The 26,663-nt window shown below is 38.8% G+C and carries 23 protein-coding genes; 14 read left to right on the forward strand and 9 right to left on the reverse strand.

Going from position 1 to position 26,663, the window contains the following annotated elements; translation table 11 throughout:
- Nucleotides 1-3: 3 nt before the first annotated feature.
- The 3 genes from HJC33_RS05900 to HJC33_RS05910 form a co-directional block, all read right to left on the reverse strand.
- Complete coding sequence (locus tag HJC33_RS05900; RefSeq protein WP_171657875.1) at nt 4-2,367, reverse strand: alpha-L-rhamnosidase-related protein; 2,364 nt, start codon at nt 2,365-2,367, stop codon at nt 4-6.
- A gap of 91 nt (nt 2,368-2,458) precedes the next feature.
- Nucleotides 2,459-4,006: an Rne/Rng family ribonuclease gene (locus HJC33_RS05905; RefSeq protein ID WP_171657876.1), complete on the reverse strand. Its 1,548-nt coding sequence runs from the start codon at nt 4,004-4,006 to the stop codon at nt 2,459-2,461.
- 272 nt (nt 4,007-4,278) lie between these two features.
- Nucleotides 4,279-4,569 carry an HU family DNA-binding protein gene (locus tag HJC33_RS05910; protein WP_036380395.1) on the reverse strand — a complete coding sequence of 97 codons (291 nt, stop codon included), beginning with the start codon at nt 4,567-4,569 and terminating at the stop codon, nt 4,279-4,281.
- Nucleotides 4,570-4,691: 122 nt separating this feature from the next.
- Between HJC33_RS05910 and mutY the strand changes: the two genes are divergently transcribed.
- Genes mutY through gldD form a run of 4 tightly spaced genes read left to right on the forward strand, consistent with a single transcriptional unit; the run spans nt 4,692 to nt 8,108 of the window.
- Nucleotides 4,692-5,729 (forward strand): A/G-specific adenine glycosylase, encoded by a 1,038-nt coding sequence (gene mutY, locus HJC33_RS05915; RefSeq protein WP_171657877.1) that lies wholly within the window; start codon nt 4,692-4,694, stop codon nt 5,727-5,729.
- Between the two features lie 23 nt (nt 5,730-5,752).
- A complete protein-coding gene (locus tag HJC33_RS05920) occupies nt 5,753-6,208 on the forward strand; it encodes a single-stranded DNA-binding protein (RefSeq protein WP_171657878.1) in 456 nt (151 codons plus the stop codon).
- Between the two features lie 24 nt (nt 6,209-6,232).
- Nucleotides 6,233-7,561 carry a gliding motility-associated protein GldE gene (locus HJC33_RS05925; protein WP_171657879.1) on the forward strand — a complete coding sequence of 443 codons (1,329 nt, stop codon included), beginning with the start codon at nt 6,233-6,235 and terminating at the stop codon, nt 7,559-7,561.
- Nucleotides 7,551-8,108: a gliding motility lipoprotein GldD gene (gldD, locus tag HJC33_RS05930; RefSeq protein ID WP_171657880.1), complete on the forward strand. Its 558-nt coding sequence runs from the start codon at nt 7,551-7,553 to the stop codon at nt 8,106-8,108. The genes HJC33_RS05925 and gldD overlap by 11 nt, the downstream gene beginning before the upstream one ends.
- A gap of 3 nt (nt 8,109-8,111) precedes the next feature.
- On the opposite strand, the gene HJC33_RS05935 is transcribed toward gldD, so the two are convergent.
- Nucleotides 8,112-8,537 (reverse strand): hypothetical protein, encoded by a 426-nt coding sequence (locus tag HJC33_RS05935; RefSeq protein WP_171657881.1) that lies wholly within the window; start codon nt 8,535-8,537, stop codon nt 8,112-8,114.
- A 230-nt stretch (nt 8,538-8,767) separates the two neighbouring features.
- Between HJC33_RS05935 and HJC33_RS05940 the strand changes: the two genes are divergently transcribed.
- Both HJC33_RS05940 and HJC33_RS05945 read left to right on the forward strand, forming a co-directional pair.
- The gene (locus HJC33_RS05940) at nt 8,768-9,067 is read left to right on the forward strand and encodes a hypothetical protein (protein ID WP_171657882.1); all 300 of its coding nucleotides are present in this window, start codon (nt 8,768-8,770) and stop codon (nt 9,065-9,067) included.
- A gap of 71 nt (nt 9,068-9,138) precedes the next feature.
- Entirely contained in the window at nt 9,139-11,250 is a 2,112-nt protein-coding gene (locus HJC33_RS05945) for a TonB-dependent receptor domain-containing protein (RefSeq protein ID WP_171657883.1), read from the forward strand.
- A gap of 49 nt (nt 11,251-11,299) precedes the next feature.
- Here the strand turns inward: HJC33_RS05945 and HJC33_RS05950 are convergent, their stop codons facing one another.
- The 4 genes from HJC33_RS05950 to HJC33_RS05965 all read right to left on the reverse strand — a co-directional run bounded on the left by HJC33_RS05950 (nt 11,300) and on the right by HJC33_RS05965 (nt 15,928).
- Complete coding sequence (locus HJC33_RS05950) at nt 11,300-11,656, reverse strand: heavy-metal-associated domain-containing protein (RefSeq protein WP_171657884.1); 357 nt, start codon at nt 11,654-11,656, stop codon at nt 11,300-11,302.
- A 37-nt stretch (nt 11,657-11,693) separates the two neighbouring features.
- Entirely contained in the window at nt 11,694-12,440 is a 747-nt protein-coding gene (locus tag HJC33_RS05955; RefSeq protein WP_171657885.1) for a PepSY domain-containing protein, read from the reverse strand.
- A gap of 91 nt (nt 12,441-12,531) precedes the next feature.
- Entirely contained in the window at nt 12,532-14,604 is a 2,073-nt protein-coding gene (locus HJC33_RS05960) for an insulinase family protein (protein WP_171657886.1), read from the reverse strand.
- Between the two features lies 1 nt (nt 14,605).
- Nucleotides 14,606-15,928: a M16 family metallopeptidase gene (locus HJC33_RS05965; RefSeq protein WP_171657887.1), complete on the reverse strand. Its 1,323-nt coding sequence runs from the start codon at nt 15,926-15,928 to the stop codon at nt 14,606-14,608.
- A 180-nt stretch (nt 15,929-16,108) separates the two neighbouring features.
- Between HJC33_RS05965 and HJC33_RS05970 the strand changes: the two genes are divergently transcribed.
- The 8 genes from HJC33_RS05970 (at nt 16,109) to eutC (ending at nt 25,486) form a co-directional block, all read left to right on the forward strand.
- Nucleotides 16,109-16,555 (forward strand): DUF4199 domain-containing protein, encoded by a 447-nt coding sequence (locus tag HJC33_RS05970; protein ID WP_171657888.1) that lies wholly within the window; start codon nt 16,109-16,111, stop codon nt 16,553-16,555.
- Between the two features lie 104 nt (nt 16,556-16,659).
- Nucleotides 16,660-17,196 (forward strand): 50S ribosomal protein L21, encoded by a 537-nt coding sequence (gene rplU / locus HJC33_RS05975; protein WP_171657889.1) that lies wholly within the window; start codon nt 16,660-16,662, stop codon nt 17,194-17,196.
- Between the two features lie 24 nt (nt 17,197-17,220).
- The gene (gene rpmA, locus HJC33_RS05980; RefSeq protein WP_171657890.1) at nt 17,221-17,481 is read left to right on the forward strand and encodes a 50S ribosomal protein L27; all 261 of its coding nucleotides are present in this window, start codon (nt 17,221-17,223) and stop codon (nt 17,479-17,481) included.
- A 150-nt stretch (nt 17,482-17,631) separates the two neighbouring features.
- Complete coding sequence (locus HJC33_RS05985) at nt 17,632-19,233, forward strand: tetratricopeptide repeat protein (RefSeq protein ID WP_171657891.1); 1,602 nt, start codon at nt 17,632-17,634, stop codon at nt 19,231-19,233.
- A gap of 169 nt (nt 19,234-19,402) precedes the next feature.
- Nucleotides 19,403-22,213: a TonB-dependent receptor gene (locus tag HJC33_RS05990; protein ID WP_171657892.1), complete on the forward strand. Its 2,811-nt coding sequence runs from the start codon at nt 19,403-19,405 to the stop codon at nt 22,211-22,213.
- 80 nt (nt 22,214-22,293) lie between these two features.
- A complete protein-coding gene (locus tag HJC33_RS05995) occupies nt 22,294-23,307 on the forward strand; it encodes a phytase (RefSeq protein WP_171657893.1) in 1,014 nt (337 codons plus the stop codon).
- Between the two features lie 53 nt (nt 23,308-23,360).
- A complete protein-coding gene (locus HJC33_RS06000) occupies nt 23,361-24,734 on the forward strand; it encodes an ethanolamine ammonia-lyase subunit EutB (RefSeq protein ID WP_171657894.1) in 1,374 nt (457 codons plus the stop codon).
- Entirely contained in the window at nt 24,731-25,486 is a 756-nt protein-coding gene (gene eutC / locus HJC33_RS06005; protein WP_171657895.1) for an ethanolamine ammonia-lyase subunit EutC, read from the forward strand. The genes HJC33_RS06000 and eutC overlap by 4 nt, the downstream gene beginning before the upstream one ends.
- Nucleotides 25,487-25,489: 3 nt before the next feature.
- Here eutC and HJC33_RS06010 read toward each other — a convergent pair whose 3' ends face one another.
- Nucleotides 25,490-26,602 carry an alanine racemase gene (locus HJC33_RS06010; RefSeq protein ID WP_171657896.1) on the reverse strand — a complete coding sequence of 371 codons (1,113 nt, stop codon included), beginning with the start codon at nt 26,600-26,602 and terminating at the stop codon, nt 25,490-25,492.
- Between the last annotated feature and the right edge of the window lie 61 nt (nt 26,603-26,663).

The raw sequence follows: 26,663 nt of genomic DNA on the forward strand, positions 1-26,663 counted from the left end.
AAGTTACTTTTTGGTCAGTGTTAATCGATTTCCAGAACCAATAATAATGGATTTATTACCATCAGTTAAAATTTCACCTTTCCCTTCTACTATTGCATAAGTGCCTTTAGATAAAATTACTTGTAATTGCCATTCTGGCTGGGTTTGTTGGATATCGATGGTCAACTCATCTCCAGTATTTGTATAAAATATAGAGATTTCATTATCCGCAATGGCTACATTTTCCAAAGAAGCAACATCCCAATCACTTGGCATTTCAGGTTCAATAATAATGGTTTTTTGGTGCGCCGTAGGTTTGATTCCAAAAAAATGCCGAACTACAGGAACTGCAAAAGCATAAATATTCCAAGCTTGGGTCATCATGCCATAGTCTGGGGATACTTCATACATGCTGCCGGGGAGCGCATAGCTAAAAGTACGGGACATTCTTTTTAGGTACTCCAAAGCTTCATCTGGGCGGCCATAATTGCTTTCGGAAACGGCTTGTACTCCTGTAGGCAGTGTCATGACTGCTCCTGTATACGAAAACACTTTGCTCCCCTCAAAAGAACCAAAATCCTTTCCCGCAGATGCATCGCGATCAATTCCCGTGACGAACATGCCAAAAGGATTGGTGAAATTTTTAGCAGTTTCTAAAGCGATGACAGCTTTTGCGGAATCAGCTATGCCCATTTCCATGGGTGTGTTCACCACCCAATTGTGGTGTAATACAAAAGGTTTTAGTTGGTTTGAAGGATTGTTTAAGATTTGTTTTTTAGTGTTTTCCAATTCTTCAATGGCCCAAGGTTTGTTCAAAGTATCTGCACGTACGATAGCATCTTCAATTAAATGAATGGCTTGTTCATCGGTTCCTAAAAAATCGGCAAATGAGCCAAATTCCTCTGACCAAAATTCTGAATTGATTTTGTTTTTTAGGTTGGCCGCTAGTTCTGCATATTTTTTGCTCAATTCCTGCTGCCCTAACTCTGTTGCAATTTGCGATGCATCATGAAATGCTCTTTGGGTATAGGAGGCAACATCTATCATTTCACTATCCAAACCGTGAATTTCCATCATGCCAAAACCATCTGGGAATAGGTTTTTATTGCTATCGTTTTCAGACAATAGCCAATCTAGACCAGCTTGAACGGTTGGGAAATATTTCTGTAAAAAGCTCTTGTCTCCTGTCCACTTGTACGTTTCCCAAATCAAGGAAGCAAATTGGGGGGTTTCATTGATATTACCCTTGTTGAAAACAGCTCCGTTGGTGGACATTTCATGTATGATTTTTCCATTACCATTTACTGCCCTAGAGACACTGTCCAGCAGTTTAATGGTCTTTTCCACAACTTCTCTTTGCCCGACAGCCATGTAACCTTGCAAGGAATATTCGCTGTCAACACCAAAATACCAAGGATAATCTGGGATTCCCGCGCCAATACCCGTTCCAATTTCTGGAACTGTACGCACTAGCCAATCACAATTGTATTTGAGCCATTCAAAAGTTTGTTCCAAGGTTTTATCCGGTATGGTGAGTTTAGTCTGCTCAGCTAAAGCCTTGTAGCGGGCTTTTTTATCAGTAAGTAAATCGAAATGATTTTGGGCCATTCGATTATAAGTGTCCAGGGCATCTTCTTTGGATTGATAAGAACCTGCAATAAAAAAATTGATGACTGTGGGTGAATCTCTATCCAATGGGAGTTCATAAGTCAATATATTAGAAATGCCATTTTCTTGTGAAGCTGCTACTGTTTGATGCTCAGTTGGAACACGGTCGGATCCAAAAATGTTGAGCCAAGGATTGGATTGGTCTTTTACCACCCATTTTCCAGCTTCAAATGAAGCAGAGTCTTTATCATCGATCATTTGGGTTTGCTCTCCCAACCAAGTGGGCCTAAGGTCTGTATGTCCGGTAAAATTGAATAAAGAAGGAGTGGAATTCTGTTTGGATTTGATGATATACTGAACAACAATTCCTTGCAATGCATCTGGCACAAACTGTAAGCGTTCCACTGTAATATTTTTGGAAGGCCATTCAAAACTATGTTTATTGGCAAAGGGATAGTTTATAAATTCTGTAGCTTGATTTAAACTTAGGGTATCTTTGCCAATTATTAAATCAGCATCAAACCCATCCATAAGTTTTATGGGATGATTCCAAATTCCGCCCATTTCCCCCTTAATATGCCAACCAAGATTAGGAAAGCTGCCATTTTGATGGCCGACCATATAAACACGATCACCAGCTGTTACATAAGGAGAGTCCAAATATGCATTTTTCCCTTTGATGGAGGGAGCATCTGTAAGCAATGTTGATAGCTCGGGCTCTATCTTTTTGGAACAGTTTGCCATCAAAAAAATAAACAGAATGCCGTAAATGAATCTCATTTTTGAATGCTGTTGGTGATTTATCAAAAGTAGCATTTTGTCTTCATACCGTTTTAAACAAAAAAAGCGACTCCAAATCGGAGTCGCTTTTTTATGGTCTTATAGTTTTACCATCTTTATCTTTAAAACGGTATTCTAGGTATTTATAGGCATCCCTAGGTTGGATTTTTATCCATTTTTTTAAATCCATGTACCATTTGGTTCTGATAGAAGGAAATCCTTTGGTAAGGTATGCTGCAATAAACGGATGCAAATTCAATACAATTCCGTTCTTGTGGCGTCCTTTTAGGATCTTTTCCAAATCCGCTTGGATTTTGTCTATCAAGACTATAGGAGCCTCTACTTCAGAACCCGAAAGATTAGGATTTTCCTCGCTGGTCTTTATGTTCATTTCTGGACGTACCCTTTGTCTTGTTATTTGAACAAGACCAAATTTGCTGGGTGGCAAAATCTTGTGTTTTGCGCGATCGTCCTTCATTTCTTCCCGAAGCTGATCAAACAATTTTCGTCTGTGCTCACCTTTGGTCATATCAATAAAGTCCACTACAATGATTCCTCCCATATCCCGTAATCGTAATTGTCTTGCGATTTCCGCAGCGGCCAAAAGATTTACTTCCAGTGCAGTATCTTCTTGATTTTTGGCCTTATTGGAGCGGTTGCCACTATTTACGTCAATAACATGTAATGCTTCCGTGTGTTCAATAACAAGGTAGGCACCTCGGCTCATGGAAGCTGTTCTTCCAAAAGAGGTTTTGATTTGACGTTCAATTCCGAATTTTTCAAAGATGGGGGCAGAACCTGAATACAGTTTTACGATGGATTCTTTTTTGGGTGCAATTTCATGCAAATAATCTTTGATTTGATTATGGAGCGTATCATCATCAACATGAATTCCTGTAAAGGAATCATTGAATACATCACGAAGAATGGAGGAGGCTCTATTGACCTCTACCAAAACTTTTGATGGATGCGGAGCTCGATGCAATTTTTTGCACATTGCTGTCCATTTGGACAACAAATTCTGGAGATCTTTGTCTAGTTCTGCAACTTTTTTGCCTTCTGCAACGGTACGTATAATGACACCAAATCCTTTGGGCTTGATACTCTTCACCAAACGAATGAGTCGGTCCTTTTCTTCCTTGCTTCCTATCTTTTGAGAGACGGATACACGGTCAGAAAACGGGACCATGACCAAGTAACGTCCAGCAATGGAAAGCTCTGAACTAATACGTGGGCCCTTAGTGGAAATGGGTTCTTTTACAATTTGTACCAATAGTGACTGATTGGCTTTGATAACATCGTTGATGCTGCCATTCTTGTCGATATCTTTTTCAAATGGAAAATCTTTTAGGGAATAATCTTTAAGCTTCCCTGTCCTAACTTTTTTAATGAATTTCAACATGGAGGACAATTGCGGACCAAGGTCATGATAGTGCAGGAATGCATCTTTTTCATAACCCACATTGACAAACGCCGCATTAAGACCGGTTACCGGCTTTCTAATCTTGGCTAGGAAGATATCCCCAACGGAGAAGTTATTGTCGTCTTCATCTTTGTGTAATTCGATTAGTTTTCCATCCTTCAGTAAGGCAAAATCGACTGCATCAGGACTAGATCTAACAATTAGTTCTCTATTCACCTGAATCGATTTTATGTTATTCCAGTGGTGTTTTCTGGAATAAATGATTAAACAATATGCTGAATCGATCTTTTTTCAGACCGATTGAAATTCTTTTTCCCGAATCTCTATGTCAAAGAACGTATGTGTGTAAAATGAAAAAGTAGTTGCAACAACTACTTTTTCTTGTGTCGGTTAGCTCTTCTGCGTTTTTTACGCTTATGGGTAGCTACCTTATGTCTTTTTCTTTTTTTACCACTCGGCATATGGTTATTCCTTTAATGTTAGTTTATTTATTTTACTTGAACATTGCTCTTTACACCTTCAACAAAAACTTTGGCAGGTTTAAAGGCAGGGATGTTGTGTGCAGGAATTTTAATAGTAGTATTCTTGGAAATATTTCTACCTGTCTTTTCTGCTCTTGTCTTAATGATAAAGCTTCCAAAACCTCTTAGATACACATTATCACCATTCTCCAAGGACGATTTTACCTCCTCCATAAAAGATTCAACTGTCGCTTGCACGTCTCCTTTCTCAATTCCTAGTTTCTCTGAGATTCTAGTTACAATATCTGCTTTCGTCATTTCGTCTATTTATTTTCTGTTTTTTTAGGCTTGCAAATATAAAAATTAAAATTAATCTTTCATTTAAAGCCTTTAATTTTAAGTATATAAACTGCTACATTTGACCAATAGTATTTTCCTGCATGTCTTTTTCCCATAAAATTTTGGCTTGGTATCATGAACACAAGCGTGATCTTCCTTGGAGAACCACTCAAGATCCCTATAAGATCTGGCTTTCTGAGATCATGTTGCAACAGACCAGAGTGGCCCAAGGAATGCCGTATTACCATAAATTTTTAGAGGCCTTCCCAACTGTAAATGATTTAGCTCAAGCTTCCGAGGACAAAATTCTTAAACTTTGGCAAGGACTTGGGTATTATTCCAGAGCCAGGAATTTGCATGCTACTGCCAAAATGGTGGTGAAGGATTATAATGGGGAATTTCCAAACACTTATAAGGAACTCAGAAAATTAAAAGGTGTTGGAGATTATACGGCAAGCGCTATTGCTTCTATTTGTTTTGATCTTCCAGAACCGGTTGTTGATGGTAATGTATATAGAGTTTTAGCTCGATATTTTGGTGTAGAATTGCCGATAAATAGCACGGAGGGCATCAAATACTTCAAAAGTTTGGCAAGGGAAGTTATGAATGTAGAGAATGTTAGGGATTACAATCAAGGTATTATGGAATTTGGAGCCATTCAATGTGCTCCCAAAAAACCATATTGCCTACACTGCCCTTTACATGAGAGTTGTGTTGCCTTAAAAGAAAATAAGATTGACAGTTTGCCGGTTAAGTTGAACAAAATCAAAATCAAGAACAGACATTTTAATTATTTAGTTTTTGTTGATGATGACAAACGTACTGTTTTGGAACAGAGAATAGGGAAGGGGATTTGGCAGAACCTGTATCAGTTTCCGCTTTTGGAATCTAATAAGGAGTTGAATGCGTTTGATTTGAAGCTTAAAATGACCGGTCATAATGGCTTCCCTTCTTTGGATTCAATTTCGTTGTACAATGAGACACCAATTGTTCACAAATTGTCCCATCAACATTTATATACCAAGTTTTGGATATTAAAAACTGAAGAAAATCTAAAAGAAGGGGTTCCATGGAAGGAAATCAATTCATTTGCAGTACCGGTTTTAATTGCAGATTTCATCCAAACATTTAAAATTTAGTAATTTTGATTAATTGAAGAGTTATGAGTGGAACATTGAATAAAGTAATGCTGATCGGGCATTTGGGAGATGAGGTTAAAATCCATTATTTCGAGGGAGGGAATTGTATAGCCAGATTTCCATTGGCCACCAACGAAACCTATACCAATAGACAGACAGGAGAGAAAGTAACCAACACAGATTGGCACAACGTTGTAGTAAGGAACAAGGCTGCGGAGATTTGTGAAAAGTATCTTTCCAAGGGGGATAAGGTATATGTGGAGGGGCGGTTAAAAAATAGACAATGGCAAGGAGAGGACGGAAACACTAGGTATACCACCGAAGTGCATGTTCAGGATTTTACGTTTTTATCCACAAAAAAGGAAAGCATGGCCAATGCACAACAAGCACCAGTTCATCCAACTCAAAGCGAACCGGTTAAATCGGTAGAGACTCCAACTGTTGAAGAAACTCCGGAAGACGATGACCTTCCGTTCTAAAAACTAAGTTTAAAGCAATACATCTTGGACCCTGAGCCCCATTGTTTGGCATTTTTATTTTCGACTTATAGCGGTATATTCACCATTAAGGTAATAGTGCTAGTACTCTTGTTGGGTTGCTCTGCAATGATTTCTGCCGCAGAAGTAGCATTGTTTGGACTTTCCCAGACAGATTTGAACGAGATGGAGGAAAAGGATTCTGCCAGAGGGAAGATCATTGTGAAACTTCTTAATAAGCCAAAAAAACTTCTAGCCACTATTTTGATTGCCAACAATGCCATTAATATTGGAATAGTATTGTTGTTCAGCGCTATTGGCGATACCATTTTTTCTCAAGTGAATGAAACTCTTTTTGGAGTGGTATCCGTTCGATTTGTACTAGAGGTAGTGGTTGCCACTTTTTTAATTTTAATGTTTGGGGAAATACTTCCGAAAATCTATGCCAATAGAAATCGTGTACAGTTTTCACACCTTATGGCATATCCGCTTAATTTTTTAAACTCAGTATTTACTCCTTTGAGTTCTCCCATGCGTTCCGCAACAATTTTTCTTGAAGATAAATTGGGAAGGCAAAAATCCAACCTTAGTGTGGATCATTTGTCCCAGGCACTGGAACTGGCTTCTGAAGGGGATACCACAAAAGAAGAGCAAAAAATATTGGAAGGCATTGTAACTTTTGGAAATACCGACACCAAGCAGGTGATGCGCCCTCGGATTGATATTTTTGCACTCAATGAGGAGATGAAGTTTCCAGAGGTATTGGTTGAGATCAAGAAAAATGGCTATTCCAGAATCCCTGTTTTTTCAGAGAACATGGATAATGTTTTGGGCGTTCTTTATGTAAAAGATTTACTCCCCTACATCGATCGTAAAAGTTTCAATTGGATGTCACTGATTCGGGAGCCCTATTTTGTTCCAGAGAACAAAAAATTGGATGATTTGTTATTGGAATTCCAGGATAAAAAGAACCATTTGGCCGTAGTGGTGGATGAATACGGGGGAACATCAGGTATAGTTACTTTGGAAGATATTATTGAAGAAATTGTAGGGGATATTAGTGATGAATTTGATGATGAAGACCTTATTTTCTCCAAATTGGACGATTACAATTACGTTTTTGATGGTAAAACAACACTTAAAGATTTTTATCGCGTAGTAAAAATTGAAAATGAAGAAGAGTTTGAAGATCAAAAAGGAGAATCTGAAACTATAGCTGGATTTGTGTTGGAGATTTCTGGAAGTTTCCCCAAAAGAGGAGAAAAGGTGTTTTTTAAAAACTACCAATTCATAGTGGAAAGTTTAGACAAAAAAAGATTGAAACGTATAAAAGTTACTTTGCCAAATGAAGTATAACACAATCCTGTACATTTTTGTTTTCATTTTTCTTGTGGGCTGCAAAGATGAAGGCCTTCCTAAACCAAAGGCCATGTTACGATTGGATTACCCCAAGGCAAACTACCAATCTTCAGATATAGACTGTGTTTATGGGTTTGACCAAAACACATTGTCTACCATAAAAGAAAACAAAGATTGCTCATTGGTTTTGGATTACCCCATGATGAAAGGCTCTATTTTTCTTACCTACAAAAAAGTGGAGGGTAACGTTAGGGAATTATTGATCGATGCCCAAAAGTTGACTTATGAGCATGTGGTAAAGGCAGATAACATTGCGCCAAAGGAATACCTAAATCCAGAAGCAAAAGTGTACGGAATGTTTTATGAAGTAAGTGGAAATGCTGCTTCGCAATCACAATTTTATGTTACGGACAGCACAGACCATTTTGTAACGGGATCTTTATACTTTTATGCCAAACCTAATTATGATTCCATACTTCCGGCTGCCATATATCTTCAAAACGATATTAAAAGGATAATGGAAAGCCTACGTTGGAAAGATTAAGGCTTATTCCTTGCCTAGTAAGGTTTCCGCTTTTTCAACACTTGAATTGATTTCTTCGCGAAGCGCCTTTACTTTTTCTTCCTCTTCATTGAGCCACTGTTGTTTTTCTTCAGTGAGGGCCTTGCCGTTCAGGATTTCATCAGAATCAAATCGATCACCAAAATTCATCATCCAATCCATCATAGATTTATGTGCTCCTTGTAGGTCTTCCATGGCAGCTTCATACTGTTGTCCCATTGCAGTGGTATCCACTTTAGCCTTGAGTTCACCAACTAATTTTCCTAAATGTCCCATTTTTGGCATCACTTCATCATGGATGGCCATTACTTGTTCCATTTGGGAAGGGGATTCATCTTTCTTTTTTTCTTTTTTACAGGAAACTGTAGCTACAAAAAGTACGGTTAAAAATAAAGGGATAATTTTTTTCATTGAAATAGAATTGACCACAAATTTAAGCATTGATGGGCAATCTTAACCATGCTCCACTACAATACTGATCTTTGGAAGTGCAAAGATGACATTTGTCAGTTTTTTTGGGTGGAATGATAGCTAGTTTTGAAGGCTAAAATTGTCCATTGGCCAATACAGGGTATAAATCGATTTGTATTTCTTCACTCTTCATAATTCTGATTTTGATGGGCAATCTGCGGTTTTCCTCAATGTATATCTATTATAGTGTTGATCGGGAGGGTTTTGTTGAAAGACTTTGCGAGAACAAGGACAGGCCCGAATTAAAATGTGATGGTAAATGTATGCTGGCCCAAATGCTAAACGCCCAAAGTGATGATACCGAACTGCCCATGCCTATTATTGGTTGGGAACAGCTCTTAGTCTTTTATATGGCCCCATTAGGGTATTTTATGCAAGAAGCCAAAGAAGAAAAAAACATATATTTTCACTATACCAATAACTATTCCTTTAACTTCATTTCCTCTTCATACAAACCACCTCTTGTTTAAGAGCCATTTTCACATATAAATCGGTTTTGTGATTACAGACCGAATAGGTATAACCTTAAACAATAATTTAAATGAAAAGTTTTTCTGTGGCAAAACTCTTGGTTTTGTCTTTTTGGACCACCGTGTCCTATGCACAGGTTGAAACTGTGCAAGATTCCCTTGCCCAAAGACCAGTTAAGTTGAATGAAGTTGTGGTGGAGGGCAAAAGTACTACTGATCCCGTTTTTTCAGTAGTGGAAAATAAACAATCAAAAAAAATAGTTCAACCTAAAAATGTGGCAGACCTTTTTAAGGATATCAACGGGTTTGCATTGATCAAACGAGGAAATTATGCAATAGACCCTTCCTTTAGGGCATCACAATATGAACAATTGAACGTTCAGTTCAATGGGGGCACCAAGGTGATGCACGCCTGTCCCAATAGGATGGATCCCATTACTACCCATATCATACCCGAGGAAATTGAACGGATAGAGGTGGTTAAAGGACCTTATACCTTTAGGTATGGGTCAATTTTTGGGGGATTAATAAATCTGGTCACCCATCAAACCGAAAAGGATGAAAAAGGGTATCACGGAAAGGTAAGTTTTGGAGATGAAACCAATGGAAACTCCATTACCACGTTAGCCAATTTAAAATATGTGCACGAAGCTTTTGATGTAAACCTTAATATCGGGTATCGCGATTTTGGAAACTACGAGGATGGAGATGGAAATGAAGTCCCTTCATCTTTCAAGAGTACAGACTATGGTGTTCAGGTGGGTTTCAATCCAAATGAAAAACAACGTTTTCTAGCTGAATTTAGACAATCCTATGGTAGGGATGTGCTACATGCCGGACTTCCAATGGATACGGACGAAGATAATAGTACCGTAGCTTCATTGGATTATAAATGGGAAAACGCGAGTGGTGCACTCAGACAAATAAGTGCCAAAGCCTATTTTTCGCAAGTTGACCATATTATGTCCAATATGGATCGGCCAAGTTTTATGCGGGTAGATGCCGTTTCTACGGTTGATGCCACCACCTTGGGAGGTCGAGTTGAGTTGGAGTGGAGACCCAATGAAAACTTCAAACTTTTTACAGGAATTGACGCTTTTTCTGTTGGAAGAGAAGGACAAAGGGTAAGATTGATGAAACTGAACATGAACGGAGACCCACTGCCAATGCCAATGGAATTTGTGGATGAAGTATGGCAAGATTCCAAGATCGATGATTTTGGAGTTTTTGTGGAAGGAAAATACCCGCTTGCAGAAAAATGGTTGCTCAACATGGGTATGCGGTATGATATGGTGCGTTCGGACATCAACGCTCCTGCTGCTGATTTTGTAGCATTGTATCCCGAAGTGGGAAGTCGTACGGAAAACAATATAAGTGCCACCGCGTCCATAAAATTTATGGCCTCCTCAGATGTTTTGTTCGAATTTGCCTATGGAAGGGGAGTGCGTTCTGCCAATATGATAGAAAGATTCATTAACCATTTCAATGTAGGTCAAGATCCATACGAACATGTAGGTAATCCGTTTTTAGATGCTGAGGTCAACAACCAATTTGAATTGGGAGTAAAGGCCAAAAAGACTTTTTCGGATTCATTTATTGACAGGGTGGATTATGGAGCGTCTGCCTACTATTCCTTTTATGACAACTACATTGCTCCATTGATTGATGGAACATTGGACAAAAAGTACATGCCCATGTCCCTTCCTACGGAAGTGAAAAGATTTACCAATGTGGATAAAGCTTATAAGACCGGTTTTGAAGTCTTTGGGGAGTTACACTTTTTAAATGACTTCAACTTTAAGGGAGAAATGGCCTATGTCTACACCAAGAACAAAGATTTGGATGAGGCGTTGCCATTGACACCGCCTTTGGTCACGAGGTTTAACTTTGGGTACGAAAGGGAAAAGCTATGGGCAAGGGCAACCTATACCCTAACCTCGGAGCAATCAGACATTGCATCCTCATTTGGAGAACAAGTCACAGAGGGCTATGGTCTTTTTGATTTTAGATTCGGTGCCAAGCCCTTCAAACATTTCACCTTGGGAGTGGCGGCCATGAACATTTTTGATAAGACCTACAACAACCACTTGAATTTTTCTTTTGTAAACCAAGCTGATTTTGGACGGGTTCCAATAAACGACCCCGGCCGAAGCTTTTCAGCTTTTGTGCAATATAGTTTTTAGTTGTTCTTCATAATTAGGGCAGGTGATTTTAGATTATCTGCCCTTTTTACTACATCGGATTTTCTAGGATGGCAATATCCTTAATGGAGTAGATATAATCTTTCACCCGGGTGTCGGTTATGGTTTTTTGGATTTCTTCTGAAGTGACCAATTTAGGATTAAATTCAACCATGGCCATTCCGGTTTCATAACTCACCGTAGCCTTAAAAACACCTTGTATCTTTCCAAGATTTAATTGGATGGTATCTGCGCAACCTTCTTGGCACGCCATGCCATGAATGGTTATTTTGGCAAGGCTCACGGAAGGAAAGTCTTTTGAAGAGGTTTGATCTTTTGTGGTCTGTGCACCAACAAAATGAACAGACAGAAATAAAAACAAAAAGCAGGGAAGAAGTTTGATATTCATCGATCTTAATTTATTAGATAACTGCAATTTACCTCTTCTATTTTCTGAATTTGTGTTTTTTTCTTGAAAATCGTTTAGAGGTCAAAACAAAAAGTGTAAAACCAGAGAGAATTGTGAAAAGCCCAAAGAGGGCAAAAGCTCTTAACAACAGGTTGTTAAAATTGTCCCTCCCCTCGTAGTCCATGGTGTGCAACATCCATAAAAAATCAAAAGCACGCCATTGATTATTTCTGTAGGTTTGAACATTTCCATATTCTGGGGAGACGTATATAGTAGTGTTGGCAGGTTTTGCAAAGGTTATGGCATAGACTGGTAAGGGTCTTCCTCGGTATTCGTGATGTTTTCCACTCTCAGTAAGGAATTCCACTTTTTCCATAGCCGCTTTGACAGTAAGACTTTCTTTGGCCAATTGAACAGCTTCTTGCCCTGTAAGTGGGAGTTTTTGTTTTCCTGAGACAGCATCAAAAAGTTTCACTTTTTTGCTTTTTTCAACTGTATAAGTAACCCTGTAAACAGGTTTTTCAAGGATTGTGGTCAATGCTATGGATTGAATGCCACCTTTAGGAATATCCCCAAGATTTAAAAATTGAGTTGGTGGAACAATGGAATCAGGTAATGATGAAAGGAATTGTTTTTTCTTCAAGTTATCACCCCTGATTTCATCAATATTGGTCCAACTGAAATATAGCCCTCCCAATGTCCATAAAAAGAATTGGACACCAAGAATAACACCAAGATATCGATGCCATTTTCTATTGAATTGAATGAATTGTCTTTTGGTCATAAATTTGAGATGGATTGATCCCGTAAAATTATGGATAGGGATAAATAAAAAAAGCGTTCCTAAGGAACGCTTTTTTTATGTAATCTTTGGGTCATTCAAAATCAGAAGGGGAAACACCTTCATTGATTTTGATTTCCTTGACTTTGAACGTCAAGGTTTGTGGCCCGGCAGTCTGACTTAGTTCAAAAGGAAATTTTATTCCAGATACTTCTTGGTAATCTGTATACTCCAAGGTTGAGGACATTTCTTGCCCTTGCATTTCTTCAATGCTGATTTCCTTTAATTTAAGACCGGTATCCACATCGTAAAATGCAGTTTTCTTTGCTGTAATCTTTAATTTATAAGCTTTTTTGTCTCCTACGGACTCTATACCTTCCAGAGTAATATTTCCGGCAGCTAAATAGTTCAACTCGGGAAACGCAGCAGATTCTTCTTTTACTTTTTCCACTTCTTCAGGGGATAAGTCCTTACGCTGACCTTGCGCCACCATATATCCTTTGTCGCCATCCAACACTTGTTTTTGCATGGAATTGCCCATTACTTTAATGTCTTGCATAAACTGATCTTTGGTGGTTTTTTTCATTTCCAGCTCAAGGATCATGCCTTGCATTTCGGCTTCAGCAAGCAAAGCATAAGATTCCACACCTTCCAACTTTTCCTTGCCTCCAATGGCCGCTATATAATTTTGTAGTACTGTAGCTGATGTGATTCCCTCAGGGACTGCTACATCATAATTTGGTTTTTCGGCTTTGTTGGCGTACTTGTCATAGTAAAGTACTGGAACTTTTTTCCCATTGAAACTTACTTTTTCAAGATTTTCTAGCACTTCACTACCTTTTCCAGTGACCAAAACCCTAGCATTGGTGGTGGAGAAATATTTTTGGGCAGCTTTTTGAACATCCTCTTTTGTTATGCCCTGAATTCGTTCCAAATAGGTTTTATAAAAGTCTTTGGACAAATCTTCGGTTTCAATGTTCAAAGCGTAATTGGCAATTGTCTCTGGATTTTCCAATGCCATTACAAAATTACCAGCGTATTTAGCTTTGGCATTTGCCAATTCTTCATCAGTAACGGGTTCTGTTATAATCCTGTTGATTTCTTCCAAAATTTGAACAGCTGAGCTATCCGTAACCGAATTTCTTACCTGTGCGTAGGCGTTAAAGCGCATGGGACTATATTTGTTGGCCCTTATGCCCGAGTAGGAGCCATAAGTATATCCTTTGTCCTCGCGCAAATTCATGTACAGTCGGGCTTGTGAACCACCGCCTAATATTCTATTGGCCATAAGGGCATCAAGATAGTCCTCGTCCTTCATTTTTAATTCGGTTATGTTCTGTACGGACACTTCTGATTGAACAGCATTGGGAACATCAACAAAGTTGATTTGGTTATACTGGACATCTGTAGGTTTTGAATAATTGAAAGATGGCGGAACTGCTTTGGTCCATGGGGTAAAAAATTTGGTGACCAATTCTTTCACATTTTCCAACGCTACATCACCAATAACAACCAAATAGGCATTGGCGGGAACAAAATAGTTTCTGTAGTGTTGTTCTATATCTGCTAGGGTAACATTGTTTACGGTTTCTTCAGAAGTGATTTCTCCATAAGGATGTCCTTTGCCATAGGTCAATGCCAGTTGTACTCGTGTGGCAATCGCCTCAACATCTTTTTCTTCTGATTTTAATCCGGTAAGAATTCTGTCCTTTTCCTTATCAAACTCTTCTTGGGTAAAGTTTGGATTTAAAGCCGCATCAGCCATTAATTCCAACACCCTTGGGAAATATTTGGACAAACAGCTCGCTGAAGCACTTTGGTCGCCAATCGTAATATTGGCCCCTAAGAAATCAACCTCTTCATAAAAATCATCTTTTGGGATGGATTTAGATCCTTTGCCCAACAAACTAGAGGTTAGGTCGGCCACTCCAGCTTTATCACCTTGTAAAATAGGAGGGTTATCTATCATCAGCTGTATACGCACTCGGGGTAGTTTATGATTTTCCACTACCATCACCTTGAGTCCGTTCATTAAATCAAAACGAGCAGGTTCTTTCAAGTTGATTTCGGGAGCTGGTCCTGGTTTTGGTTGTTTGCTCCTATCAATTTGAGCATACGAGACTGCCAAACAAAGTGACAGTACTGAAAAAATGATATACTTCTTCATCTTAGTTGGCATCTTTTTGTTCTGGTAAATACTCTAATTCCACACGTTGGTTGACCTTCAGGTATTTTTTGGCAACTTCCCTAATTTCTTCACGTGTTATAGATCGATAAATATCGATTTCAGTATTGATGAGGTTGGTATCGTCACGTAGCAAGTAGTTTTCGGCCAAGGAATTGGCAATTCCCGATATGCTACTATTGGCATTGACATAATTGTTCTCAAACTTGTTCTGAAGCTTTTGATAGTCTTTTTCAGAGATTAAATCTGTTTGAATCTTAAGAATTTCAGCATCAATTTCGTCCTTGATATCCTGAATTGAGTTTTCACCAACAGGAAGCCCTCCAACAACGTAGCAACTGTAGTCTTCAGCATCGATGGGGACAGAGAATATTTGAAGTGCTATTTTCTTTTCATCCACCAGTTTTTTGTACAATTTGGAGCTTTCCCCATCACTCAGATAGGTAGATATCATATTAATGACATAGGCATCTCTTTCGGCTTGTCCAGGAGTTCTATAGGCCAACAAAATAGCTGGAATCTGGATATTGGAATCGTGATAGGTGGCCATTATGGTATTGGTGATGGGCTCCTCTTTGACTTCGTTTCTTTGGATTTCTGCTCCTTTTGGAATAGGTCCAAAGTAATCCTGAATCATTTTTTTGGTTTTGGGAGTATCAAAATCACCGGCTACGACCAAGACGGCATTGTTGGGAACATAATAGATCTGGTTGAATTTTTTAAAATCATCCAATGAGGCACTGGCAATATGGTCCATAGATCCTATAACTCCCCATCGGTAAGGATGTTTTGTATAGAGATTTTTTAAGAGCTGTTCAAAAAAGGCACCATAGGGTGAATTGTCAAATCTTGACCGTCGCTCTTCCTGCACAACTTCTTTTTGGGTATCCACGCCAACTTGACCGATTATTGGGTGCATCAAACGTTCGGACTCCAGCCAGAGACCCACTTCCAAACTATTAGAGGGAAAAGTTTCATAATAATAAGTACGGTCCAAAAAAGTATTGGCATTGCCACTTCCTCCATTGGAAGCTACTATTTTGTCCCACTCCCCACGTTCAATGTTTTTAGTTCCTTCAAACAATAAATGCTCAAAAAAGTGGGCAAATCCAGTTTTTTCGGGATCTTCATCTTTAGATCCAACGTGGTACATTACTGCGGTGGTAACAACAGGGGCTCCATTATCTTGATGTAGGATGACATGAAGACCATTGTCCAGATCATATTCCTCAAAGGCAACTTCTTGAGCAAACGTAAGATTACCAATGGCAAATACGAAAAGAACAGAAAGTAGATATCTTTTCATGATACAAATTTTTTGTTTTGAAATAATATTAGGATAAGTATATGTTTTTTGATTGATGTTACACTAAAGATAGCATAAAATTCACTAGCTGTTTGCAACGACAACAAGTCTTTAACAGGAAACATATGGCATAATTCATAAACATTTGGTAAATTAAAGGAGTATCCAAAAACTAAGGTTATGAAAAATTTGACCCTTCCTATCCGTTTTGGAATCGTGACCAGCGCGGTTCTTATTGCCTATTTTTTGATTTTATCCTTATTGGGAAAGCACACCAATGTTTTTTACAGTCTTTTTAATGGTGTAATCACAGGTTTTGGCATTTATGAGACCATCAAATATACCAAGATGAGGCAAGGAAAGGAATTTGGCTATGGAAAGGGTTTTGCGGCTGGTGTTACCACAGGATTTATTGCCACTTTGTTGTTTACCATTTTCTTTGCGTTGTACAGTACAGAACTGAACGGTTCTTTTTTGAATGAACTTTCAGGGGTTTGGGCCAAGGATTACAAAAATTTTGAAGGAATTGTTTTCTTTACAGTTGCCATTATGGGCTTTGCTACCACTCTGGTTTTGACCCTATCCTTTATGCAACTCTTCAAAACCTCTAATAATCCCAAAAAATAATGCCTCAAAAGAGCGAATAATACTTGTAGGTTAAGGATTTAGCAGTATATTTGCACCCGCTAATTTTCATAAAGCGAGGAAATTTTAATTTTTAATCAACGCATATGTACGCAATTGTAGAGATGGCAGGGCAGCAATTTAAAGTTGCAAAAGACCAGAAAGTGTACGTTCACCGTTTACAGACAGAAGAAGGCAAAAAGGTAACTTTTGATAAAGTTCTTCTTTTGGATGATGGTGGTAACGTAACTATTGGCGCCCCAGTCATAGAAGGTGCGGCTGTTGAAGCCAAAGTAGTAAAGCACCTAAAAGGAGATAAGGTAATCGTCTTCAAAAAGAAAAGACGTAAAGGATACCGCAAGAAAAACGGTCACAGACAATATTTGACTGAGATTGTTGTTGAAGGTATTGTTGCCAAAGGAGCTAAAAAAGCTGCTCCAGCTAAAGCTAAAGCAGAAAAACCAGCTGCAGAGCCAAAAGCTGTTGAGAAAAAGGCAGAAGCTCCTAAGAAAGCCGCTCCAAAAGCAACAGAGGATTTAAGTTCCAAAACAGTTGCTGAATTGAAGGAAATGGCAAAGGCCAAAGAAATCTCAGGGTACTCTTCCATGAAGAAAGCCGAATTGATTGAAGCACTTAGCAAATAAGAAAAGAACTAAAATTAAGATATCATGGCACACAAGAAAGGTGTAGGTAGTTCAAAAAACGGTAGAGAATCAGAATCGAAACGCTTGGGCGTAAAGATTTTTGGTGGACAGGCTGCTATTGCTGGTAACATTATTGTTAGACAACGTGGTACCAAGCACAATCCTGGTGAAAACGTATATGCAGGTAAAGACCATACCTTGCATGCCAAAGTAGACGGCATCGTAAAGTTTGAAAAGAAAGCAGGTGGAAAATCTTATGTGTCCATCGACCCTTTTGAAGCTTAAGACATAAATTATCTTAGATAAAAAGGCTCAGCATTTGCAGGGCCTTTTTTTGTTTCCCTAACCCATTTTTAAAGGTTTCATAACTTAATGGTGATATTGGGGATGCCGTAATTGATTTTATTGAACTTCTGTTTATTCCAGAAGTGTGGTATGCAAAAGGTGTTGAAATTCTTGTTTATGTTGGTTTTGGGAATACTGATGATTCCAACAAAGTCATTCTCTCAACAACAAGACAAAGGACTATTAGAAAGGAAAGTATCAGATTCCATTTTTGAGACTTTGCACCAACAACTGGCAACATCCAAGGAACAGCCACATTCTCCTCAAAAAATTGCCCAAAACCATCTCAACTTAGGCGAATATTATCATACCTTGGGTTTGTATTCTGAAGCGGTAAACCAGTACAATCAAGCTTTGGAACAGATTGGGGCCAACTCTTCAGACACACTTTACATAGCTTTGAACAACAATATTGGTAGAGTATATCTCTCTCAAAATGAGTTTGAACTTGCCAAACAATACTTTGCTGATACCATGAATGCTTCAGTTGATCTGGGATATACATCTGGGCAGGCAATATCCATGGGTTTGTTGGGGTCTTGTTATGAAAAACAAGGTCATTATGAAAAAGCATTGGGGTATCAGAAAGAAAGTTTACTATTATTCGAAAGACTTAAAGATAATCGTGGTATTGCAATGGCCAACGAGAATATTGGTAGTATATATGAAGATTTGGAGAGGTTTGATTTGGCGTATCAATATTTTCAGAAAGCCTATGGTCATTTGAAGGGGACCAAAACTTTTGAAGAAATCAATGTGCTCAATAATTTGGGTGATTCCTATAGAAAAACAGAAGATTACGAAAAAGCATTGCATTATACTGGAATGGCTCTTCAGGTTGCCGAAGAAATTGGTGAGTACCACCAATTGGAAAGTGCTCACAAAGATTTATCCAAGACTTATGCCTTAATGGGCGACTATAAAAATGCCCATAAACAGCTCATGGAATCTGAAAGGTACAATAGCGTTATGTTTGAGACACAAAACAACAACCAGCTGAGTGTATTACAGACCATTTATGAGACCAACAAAAAAGAGGCTGAGATTAAATTATTGAAGGAGAAGAATAAAGTAAGTGCGGCAAATCAAAGTGTTTTATGGGTAGCCTTATTTGCCATAGCAGCAATTCTTACCATTTTATATAGTTATTTGGGCAGGAAAAGGAAGGCCAAACTAAAGATTCAAAACTACAAACAGCGCATGCTCAAGGCTGAATTGGACAAAAAAGAAATTGAAGAGAGAAATCTTCAGCGTGAAGTACAACTTAAAACGGCATCCCTATCGAGGTATAGTCTTCACTTGGCCCAGAAGAACAAAATCCTACTCGATTTGTCCAATACGCTCAAAAACATCGCCCTCAGAAAAAACATGAACACTTCTGGCAAGATTAAAAACTTGGTAAAGGAAATAGATTTTAATCTCCAACAAGAAGATGAATGGGATGAATTTATGAGCTTTTTCAGAGAGATTCATCCAGAGTTCATCAAAAAACTATCTTCTATTTCAGAAAATAGTTTGTCGCCCGCTGAACTTCGTTTGGGGATGTTGTTGCGTCTAAATCTTTCCTCAAAAGAAATTGCATCAATTCTTAGAGTTACACCAGATAGTGTTCGAGTTGCTCGACATAGATTGAGGAAAAAACTGCCCATAGACCAAAAAGAGGAATTGGTAAATTTTATGATTGAACTTTAGCGCATTTTACCCCTCTTTTTTTGAAAAGGTTAACCCAATGTAAAAAAACTGTAATTGTTGCCTTGTTGTTTCTGCTTTGTTTGAGTTTTGTTTCCCTTTTGTTTCCTTTTTGTTTAAGACTTAATGGGTTGATATACATAGTTTTGGCTTGTCATAAACTCAAACCAAAATGAAATCAATGAACTTAAAATCACTTTTAATTGTAACGCTTTTTCTGATGGTCGGCTTCGCAAAAGGCCAGGCGCAAACAGGAAATATTCAAGGAACAATTTCCGATTCCAACGGTATTTATGTACCAGGAGCAAACGTTTTAATTTCCTCCTTGTCCAAAGGGGCAATTTCCGATTTTGATGGAAAATTTACATTATTAGATGTTGCAGAGGGAACGTATACGCTTCAAATCTCTTATTTAGGATATGAATCTATAAATCAAGAAGTAGTTGTTACTTCCGGTCAAACTACTACGGTTTCCATTATCATGAATCCTACTAATGTTGAGCTTGATGAGGTTCAGGTAAGTGCTTATGGCCTAACCGGTCAATCTAGGGCTTTGAACACGCAACGAAACAACATGAACATTACCAATGTGGTTTCTACAGACCAGATAGGGAAGTTCCCAGATGCCAACATTGGTGATGCTGTTAAACGTATTCCTGGGATTACTATGCAGGTGGACCAAGGTGAAGCCCGTAATATTATTGTCCGTGGTCTTGCTCCACAATTAAACTCTGTTACCTTGAACGGTAGCCGTATTCCTTCGGCCGAAGGGGACAACAGAAATGTACAGATGGATTTGATTCCATCAGACATGATTCAGTCTATTCAAGTAAACAAAGCGGTAACTCCAGATATGGATGGAGATGCACTTGGGGGTTCTGTAAACTTGGTGACACGTTCATCTCCACAAAGTTTTAGAGTATCTGCCACTTTGGGTTCCGGTCTTAGCTTTATCAATGATAAACCTATTTACAATGCTAGCTTTTTGTTAGGTGATCGTTCAAAGAATGGCAAGTTTGGTTATATGTTGGCAGCATCATATAACAATGTCGATTTTGGATCGGACAATGTTGAGGCAGAATGGGTAAATGAGGATAATCCCTATGTTGAAGAATCGGATGTAAGGACTTATTTGGTACAACGTATCCGTAGAAGTTTTTCTGCCAATTTTGATTATGCTTTTGATGCCAATAACAGTGTATATTTTAAGAGCATGTACAACTGGCGCGATGACCGTGAAAACAGATATCGTTTACGGTTTAGAAGTATTGAATTTATTGATGAGGATAATCCAAGCCTAGGATTCCAAGGAGAGATAAGAAGGCAAACAAAAGGAGGTATAGATAACGACCGTAACAAAAACAGAAGGTTGGAAGACCAACGTATGCAGAACTATACCTTGGGTGGTGACCACTTGTTCGGCAACTTGAAAATGGATTGGATGGCTTCTTACGCTAAAGCATCTGAAGAGCGTTTAAATGAACGTTATGCTGAATATGAAATTGGCGATGCCATTCCTATTTCTGCAGACCTGTCAAACCCTCGCTATCCTTCATTTAGGGCTACAAATGCATCGGATGCTTCTTTGTCCAACTTCGAATTAAAAGAGATTACTGAAGAAAACCAGTATACTGACGAAGAGGATGTAAATACTTTTCTAAACTTTAAATTGCCTGCGGATATTTTTGGGGCAGGTGATGGCTTCATCAAATTTGGTGGACGTTACAGGGCTAAGAATAAAGTTCGTGACAACAACTTTTTTGAGTACGAACCAACAGGAAGTGGATTCGATACCTTGGCCGATGTTGAAACATCAGACGAAACCAAAGATTTCTTGGCAGGTAGCCAGTACGCCGCAGGGAGTTTTGTTTCCAAGGAATTTTTGGGTAATCTAGATTTCACCAACAGTTCTCTGTTTGAAGAGACTGATGTTCAAGAAGAATATGTGGCAGGTAATTATGATGTAAAAGAGAACGTTTTTGCTGCGTATGCAATGTTTGACCAAAAGCTTTCCGATAAACTAACAGTGCTTGCAGGGGTTAGGTTCGAAAGTACCAAAGTGGATAGTGAGGGTAGTGCCATTGATTATATTCCTGAAGATGAGGAACAAGGTATAGATGAACAGGTGGTTATTACCTCTGTTAACAATGAACATTCCTATTCAAATATAATGCCTGGCGTTCATTTTAGATATGCCCCAAGCAACAATACCATCCTTCGTTTTGCATGGACAAATACTATTGCAAGACCTAATTATGAAGATTTGGTGCCTTTTAGAAGCATTGTCAGGGAAGATGAAGAGGTAGAGGCTGGTAATCCAGAATTGGATCCAACCACATCTATGAATTTTGATGTAATGGCCGAGCACTATTTTGAATCTGTTGGAATTATCTCTGGAGGATTGTTCTACAAAGACATTGAAGATTTTATATATACATCCTTGTCCACTGATACAGCAACAGGCTTTGATTTGTTCCAACCTTTAAATGGGGACAGCGCTTCCATATTTGGTGCAGAAATTGCTTTTCAAAGACAATTGGATTTCTTGCCTGGTTTTGCTAAAAATTTCAGCCTTTACTTAAACTATACTTGGTTGACTTCTTCAACAGATGGTATAACAAACGAAGATGAAGTAAGAGAAGATGTGGATTTGCCAGGTACTGCGCCTAACATGTTCAATGGTTCATTGGGCTATGCCGATAAAAAGTTTAGTGCAAGCTTATCATTGAACTTCTCCGATGCTTATATCGATGAATTGGGAGGGAATGCTTTTGAAGACCGTTTTTATGACAAGCAAATATTTCTGGATTTCAGTGCCAACTACACTATCAACAACAATCTTAGAATTTATGCTAGCTTAAATAACATTACCAACCAGCCATTGCGTTACTACCAAGGGGTTTCCAATAGAACCCAGCAAGTAGAGTTCTATGAAAAACGATTGCAAATCGGTTTAAAATACGATTTGTTCAAGAAGAAATAGTCTTAAATTCATAAAAGACCACCTGTTCCTGAGCAAAGGTCGAAGGACAGGTGGTTTTTTTATAGCTAAAAAGTATACTAATGAAAAAACTAACAGCATTTTTGGTTGTATTACTTTGCTTTGCATGTAAAAAAAGTTTGCCACCTATTGCTCCAGATATAATTACTGAAAAGTCCATCAACGATACCGATGACCCCGCTATTTGGATAAATCCGAAAAATCCTGCCGAGAGTATTGTATTTGGCACCGATAAAAAGACCAACGGAGCTATTTATGCGTATGATCTTAACGGAAAAATTATTGAGGAAAAAACCATCCGAAACATTAAAAGGCCCAATAATATTGATTTGGAATATGGTTTTCCTTTAAATGATTCTACAACTACTGATATTATTGTATTTACCGAAAGGGAAAAACAACAAATTCGTATGTTTTCTGTACCAGATATGACACCATTAGATGATGGCGGATTTAAAATGTTTACAGAGGCTACAGGGTTAGAGCACAATTTACCAATGGGCGTTGCACTTTATAAATCGCCGAAAGACGGTTCTTTTTATGCCATTGTAGGAAGAAAGGCAGGACCAAAAGAAGAGTATTTGCATCAGTTGAAATTAGAGTCCGATAGCACGGGAGTAACTGCTAAATTGGTTAGAAAATTTGGCTCGTTCAGTGGTCAAAAAGAAATTGAAGCAATTGCCGTTGATGATGAAAACGGACTGGTGTATTATTCTGATGAAGGAGTGTGCATCAAAAAATACTATGCCGAACCAAGTATGGGCAATGAAGAATTATCGTGTTTTGGCGGGGAATATTTTTTGGAGGATATTGAAGGGATAGCTATTGCTTCTTATGAAAACGGTGAGGGTTATATCATTGTTTCCAACCAACAACAAGGAGAATTCAACATCTTTTCAAGAAAGGATAACACTTTTATAAAAGCAGTAAATCTATCCACTACCGAAACAGATGGTTGTGACGTGGTCACGGTTCCTTTAAATGACATGTTCAAAAATGGACTTTTTGTTGCCATGAACGATGCCAAAGATTTCTATTTTTATGATTTAGGCAAATTGGGATTAAAAGTTGACTGATTCCTTTTCCCGAGCCATATTACAGGCTATATTTAAAGGGAAGATCATAATGGATGTCCTATAAATATACCTGTCAACAAAATGTATATTCATTTCCCGGTCTAAAATCGGTACTGGCAAAAGCCAGCCCTTTTAGAACGGGAGATGCCCTTGCGGGTTTGGCAGCAGAAAGCAATATGGAACGTGTTGCTGCCCAGTTTTTACTTAGTGAGATTCCGCTAAAAGAGTTCCTGAACAAAACCATCATCCCGTATGAAGAGGATGAAATTACCCGATTGATCATCGATTCGCACGATGCGGAAGCTTTTCAGCAAATATCCAGTTTTACGGTGGGCGATTTGCGCAATTGGTTACTTTCCCATGAGGTAGACACCAAAAAATTGACCCAGATTTCCAAAGGACTTACACCAGAAATGGTCGCTGCTGTGTCCAAACTCATGCGTAACCAAGACCTGATTGCCGTTGCCCAGAAGTGTGAGGTGATTACCCAGTTTAGGAATACCCTTGGCAAAAAGGGGCATTTATCAGTACGATTGCAACCTAATCATCCTACGGATGCTTTAAGAGGGATAGCAGCCAGTATTGTGGATGGACTTTTGTACGGCAGTGGAGATGCAGTAATTGGTATCAACCCAGTAACCGATAGTGTGGATATTGTAGGGGACCAACTTAAAATGATGGATGAGATACGAATACGGTTTAATATTCCCACGCAATCCTGTGTATTATGTCATCTAACAACTTCCTTGGAATTGCTGAATAAAGCTCCGGTGGATTTGGTGTTTCAGTCCATAGGCGGAACCGAAAAAACAAATGCTTCTTTTGGAATTGACCTTTCCATGTTGCAAGAAGCCTATGAAGGTGCTTTAGAACTCAACCGGGGAACCTTGGGCAATAACCTCATGTATTTTGAAACAGGACAAGGCTCATCCTTATCCGCTAATGCCCATTGGGATGTGGACCAACAGACCTGCGAAGCTAGATCCTATGCTGTGGCTAGACACTTCAATCCCTTATTGGTGAATTCTGTGGTGGGATTCATTGGTCCGGAATATTTATATGATGGCAAACAAATTACTCGTGCCGGCTTGGAAGATCATTTTTGTGGTAAGTTGATGGGATTACCCATGGGGATGGATGTATGTTATACCAACCATGCCGAGGCCGATCAAGACGATATGGACAACTTATTGACGCTTTTGGGGGTGGCAGGTTGTAATTTCATCATGGGCGTGCCCGGTTCTGATGATGTGATGTTGAACTATCAATCCACTTCGTTCCATGATGCTTTGTATGTTAGAAAGGTTTTGAAGAAAAGACCTGCCCCAGAATTTGAAAATTGGCTTCAAAACATGGGAATTATGGATAATACAGGAACCCGAATAGCTGTTAAACCCTCACATCGATTGTTAAAGGCTATTTTATGAAAAAGGAAAAATCAACTCCTGCTAAAATAGATCCTTGGCAAGACCTAAAGGAATTTACCAATGCGCGAATTGCATTGGGAAGTGTGGGCAACGCAATTCCGTTGGAGGAGGTGCTCCAATTTAGATTTGCCCATGCCCATGCCAAAGATGCTATAGGTTCGGAATTGGATAGTGTTACATTAAAAACAGAAATCCAATCATGGGGCTATCCGGTTTGGGAAGTAAAAAGTCAAGTTAAAAATCGAAATGAATATTTGAGGCGACCAGATTTGGGGCGAAGACTTGATGCGCAATCGAAATCAGTTTTGCTGGAAGATAAGGCTCCCTTGGATTTAATCATAGTCTTGGCCGACGGACTTTCTGCCCAAGCGGTGAATCAAAATGCCCTTCCTTTGCTAAGGGCCTTGCTCACCAATTTGGATGGATATTCCATTGGATTTGTAATAGCAAGAATGGCAAGGGTAGCCTTGGGGGATGATATTGGGAGTCATCTCAACGCTAGATTTGTGACTTTGTTTATAGGGGAAAGACCAGGACTTTCCTCTCCAGAAAGTATGGGAATTTATACAACATACGCACCAAAATTGGGTTTAACAGATGAGCGTAGGAACTGTATCTCAAATATTCATGAAAATGGACTTGATCATCAACAAGCAGCTACTCTAGTGCGGTACTTGATTCAACAATCGTTTGCCAAACAGATTAGCGGGGTGGAGGTTAAAATCAATTTAAAAGAGCTTCTGGAAGATTGAATTCTAAAAATGTAGCTTCCGTTTCCGCGCTGTAATGGCCCAAGAGTCTGTTTTCCTTCCATTTTGAATCACAGAAACTTCATCATGTAAATTAATCGTTGGACAAATGTGGTAGGGAATACCATAAAAAACATCGCCGACATTTATGTTTTTCCAATTGCCTACTTTGAGTACACCATGTTCTTCGCTTTGCGAAAGCAGTTCATAACCATCAAGATTTAAAAATTTGACTCGTTTGTCGACGGTATTTTCAGCAGCTATGGATTTGTGTCCCAAATCGATGGTGATAATACCCTCAGTAGGTTTAGAAATTACCCGGGTCACCACTAGGGCAGCAAATTTAAAATTTTGCTCTGTCAACTTTTCGCTATAACCCCAATCCCAAAGTACACAGGTTCCTGGACTAGTAATTCTACCATTTTTCTTTAGGTGGGAAGTAAACGAAGGCGTTCCACCGCAGATCAGTTTTATATCTGGATAGGTTTTCTTTAAAGAATTGAAATATTGGGTGACGGCCTCAAATCCTTTTTCAATTTTTTGGTTTCGTTGTAAAAAATCACTGTCCCGAAGGTGACCATCATACACATGAAGACCCTGGAGAGAAAGTGAATTGCAGTTGTTCAAAATGGCCATTAAATTATCCAAATCTGCACCAATTTTTATGCCCGAACGGTCCATCCCATTGTTGATGTCGATATAAATATTGACGGATAAACCTTTTTCCGCTGCTTTTTGATTCAGTAATTGGGCTATGGAAATATCGTCTATAATCGTTGAGAACTGAGTGGAGGGAAAATGAGGAATCAATTCCAGAAAACGATTCATTTTAGGCCCTACCAACTGATGGGCTATTACTACTGAATTTGCTCCAGCCTCGGCTGCCATTTCTGCCTCTGCTACGGTTGAAGCCTTAAAGTTGGTGATGCCAGCGTTCAACAACAACGTAATGACTTTGGGCATTTTATTGGTTTTCACGTGGGGCATCAAGCGTTCGGTATTGCCCTCCATGAGAGAAAGCATCGCTTCAATATTATACTTGATATGCTCTGGGTAAATAGCAATGGAAGGGGAATCCACCATTTCTATATTTTCAATCTCATACCATTCTTTGGTCATTTTCTGTATAGTTTGAGTTGAAACCAATGTAGGTATTTGCCCAGAAAACCCAAGTGAAAAA

Source organism: Flagellimonas amphidinii, assembly GCF_013090115.1.
Lineage (GTDB): Bacteria > Bacteroidota > Bacteroidia > Flavobacteriales > Flavobacteriaceae > Flagellimonas > Flagellimonas amphidinii.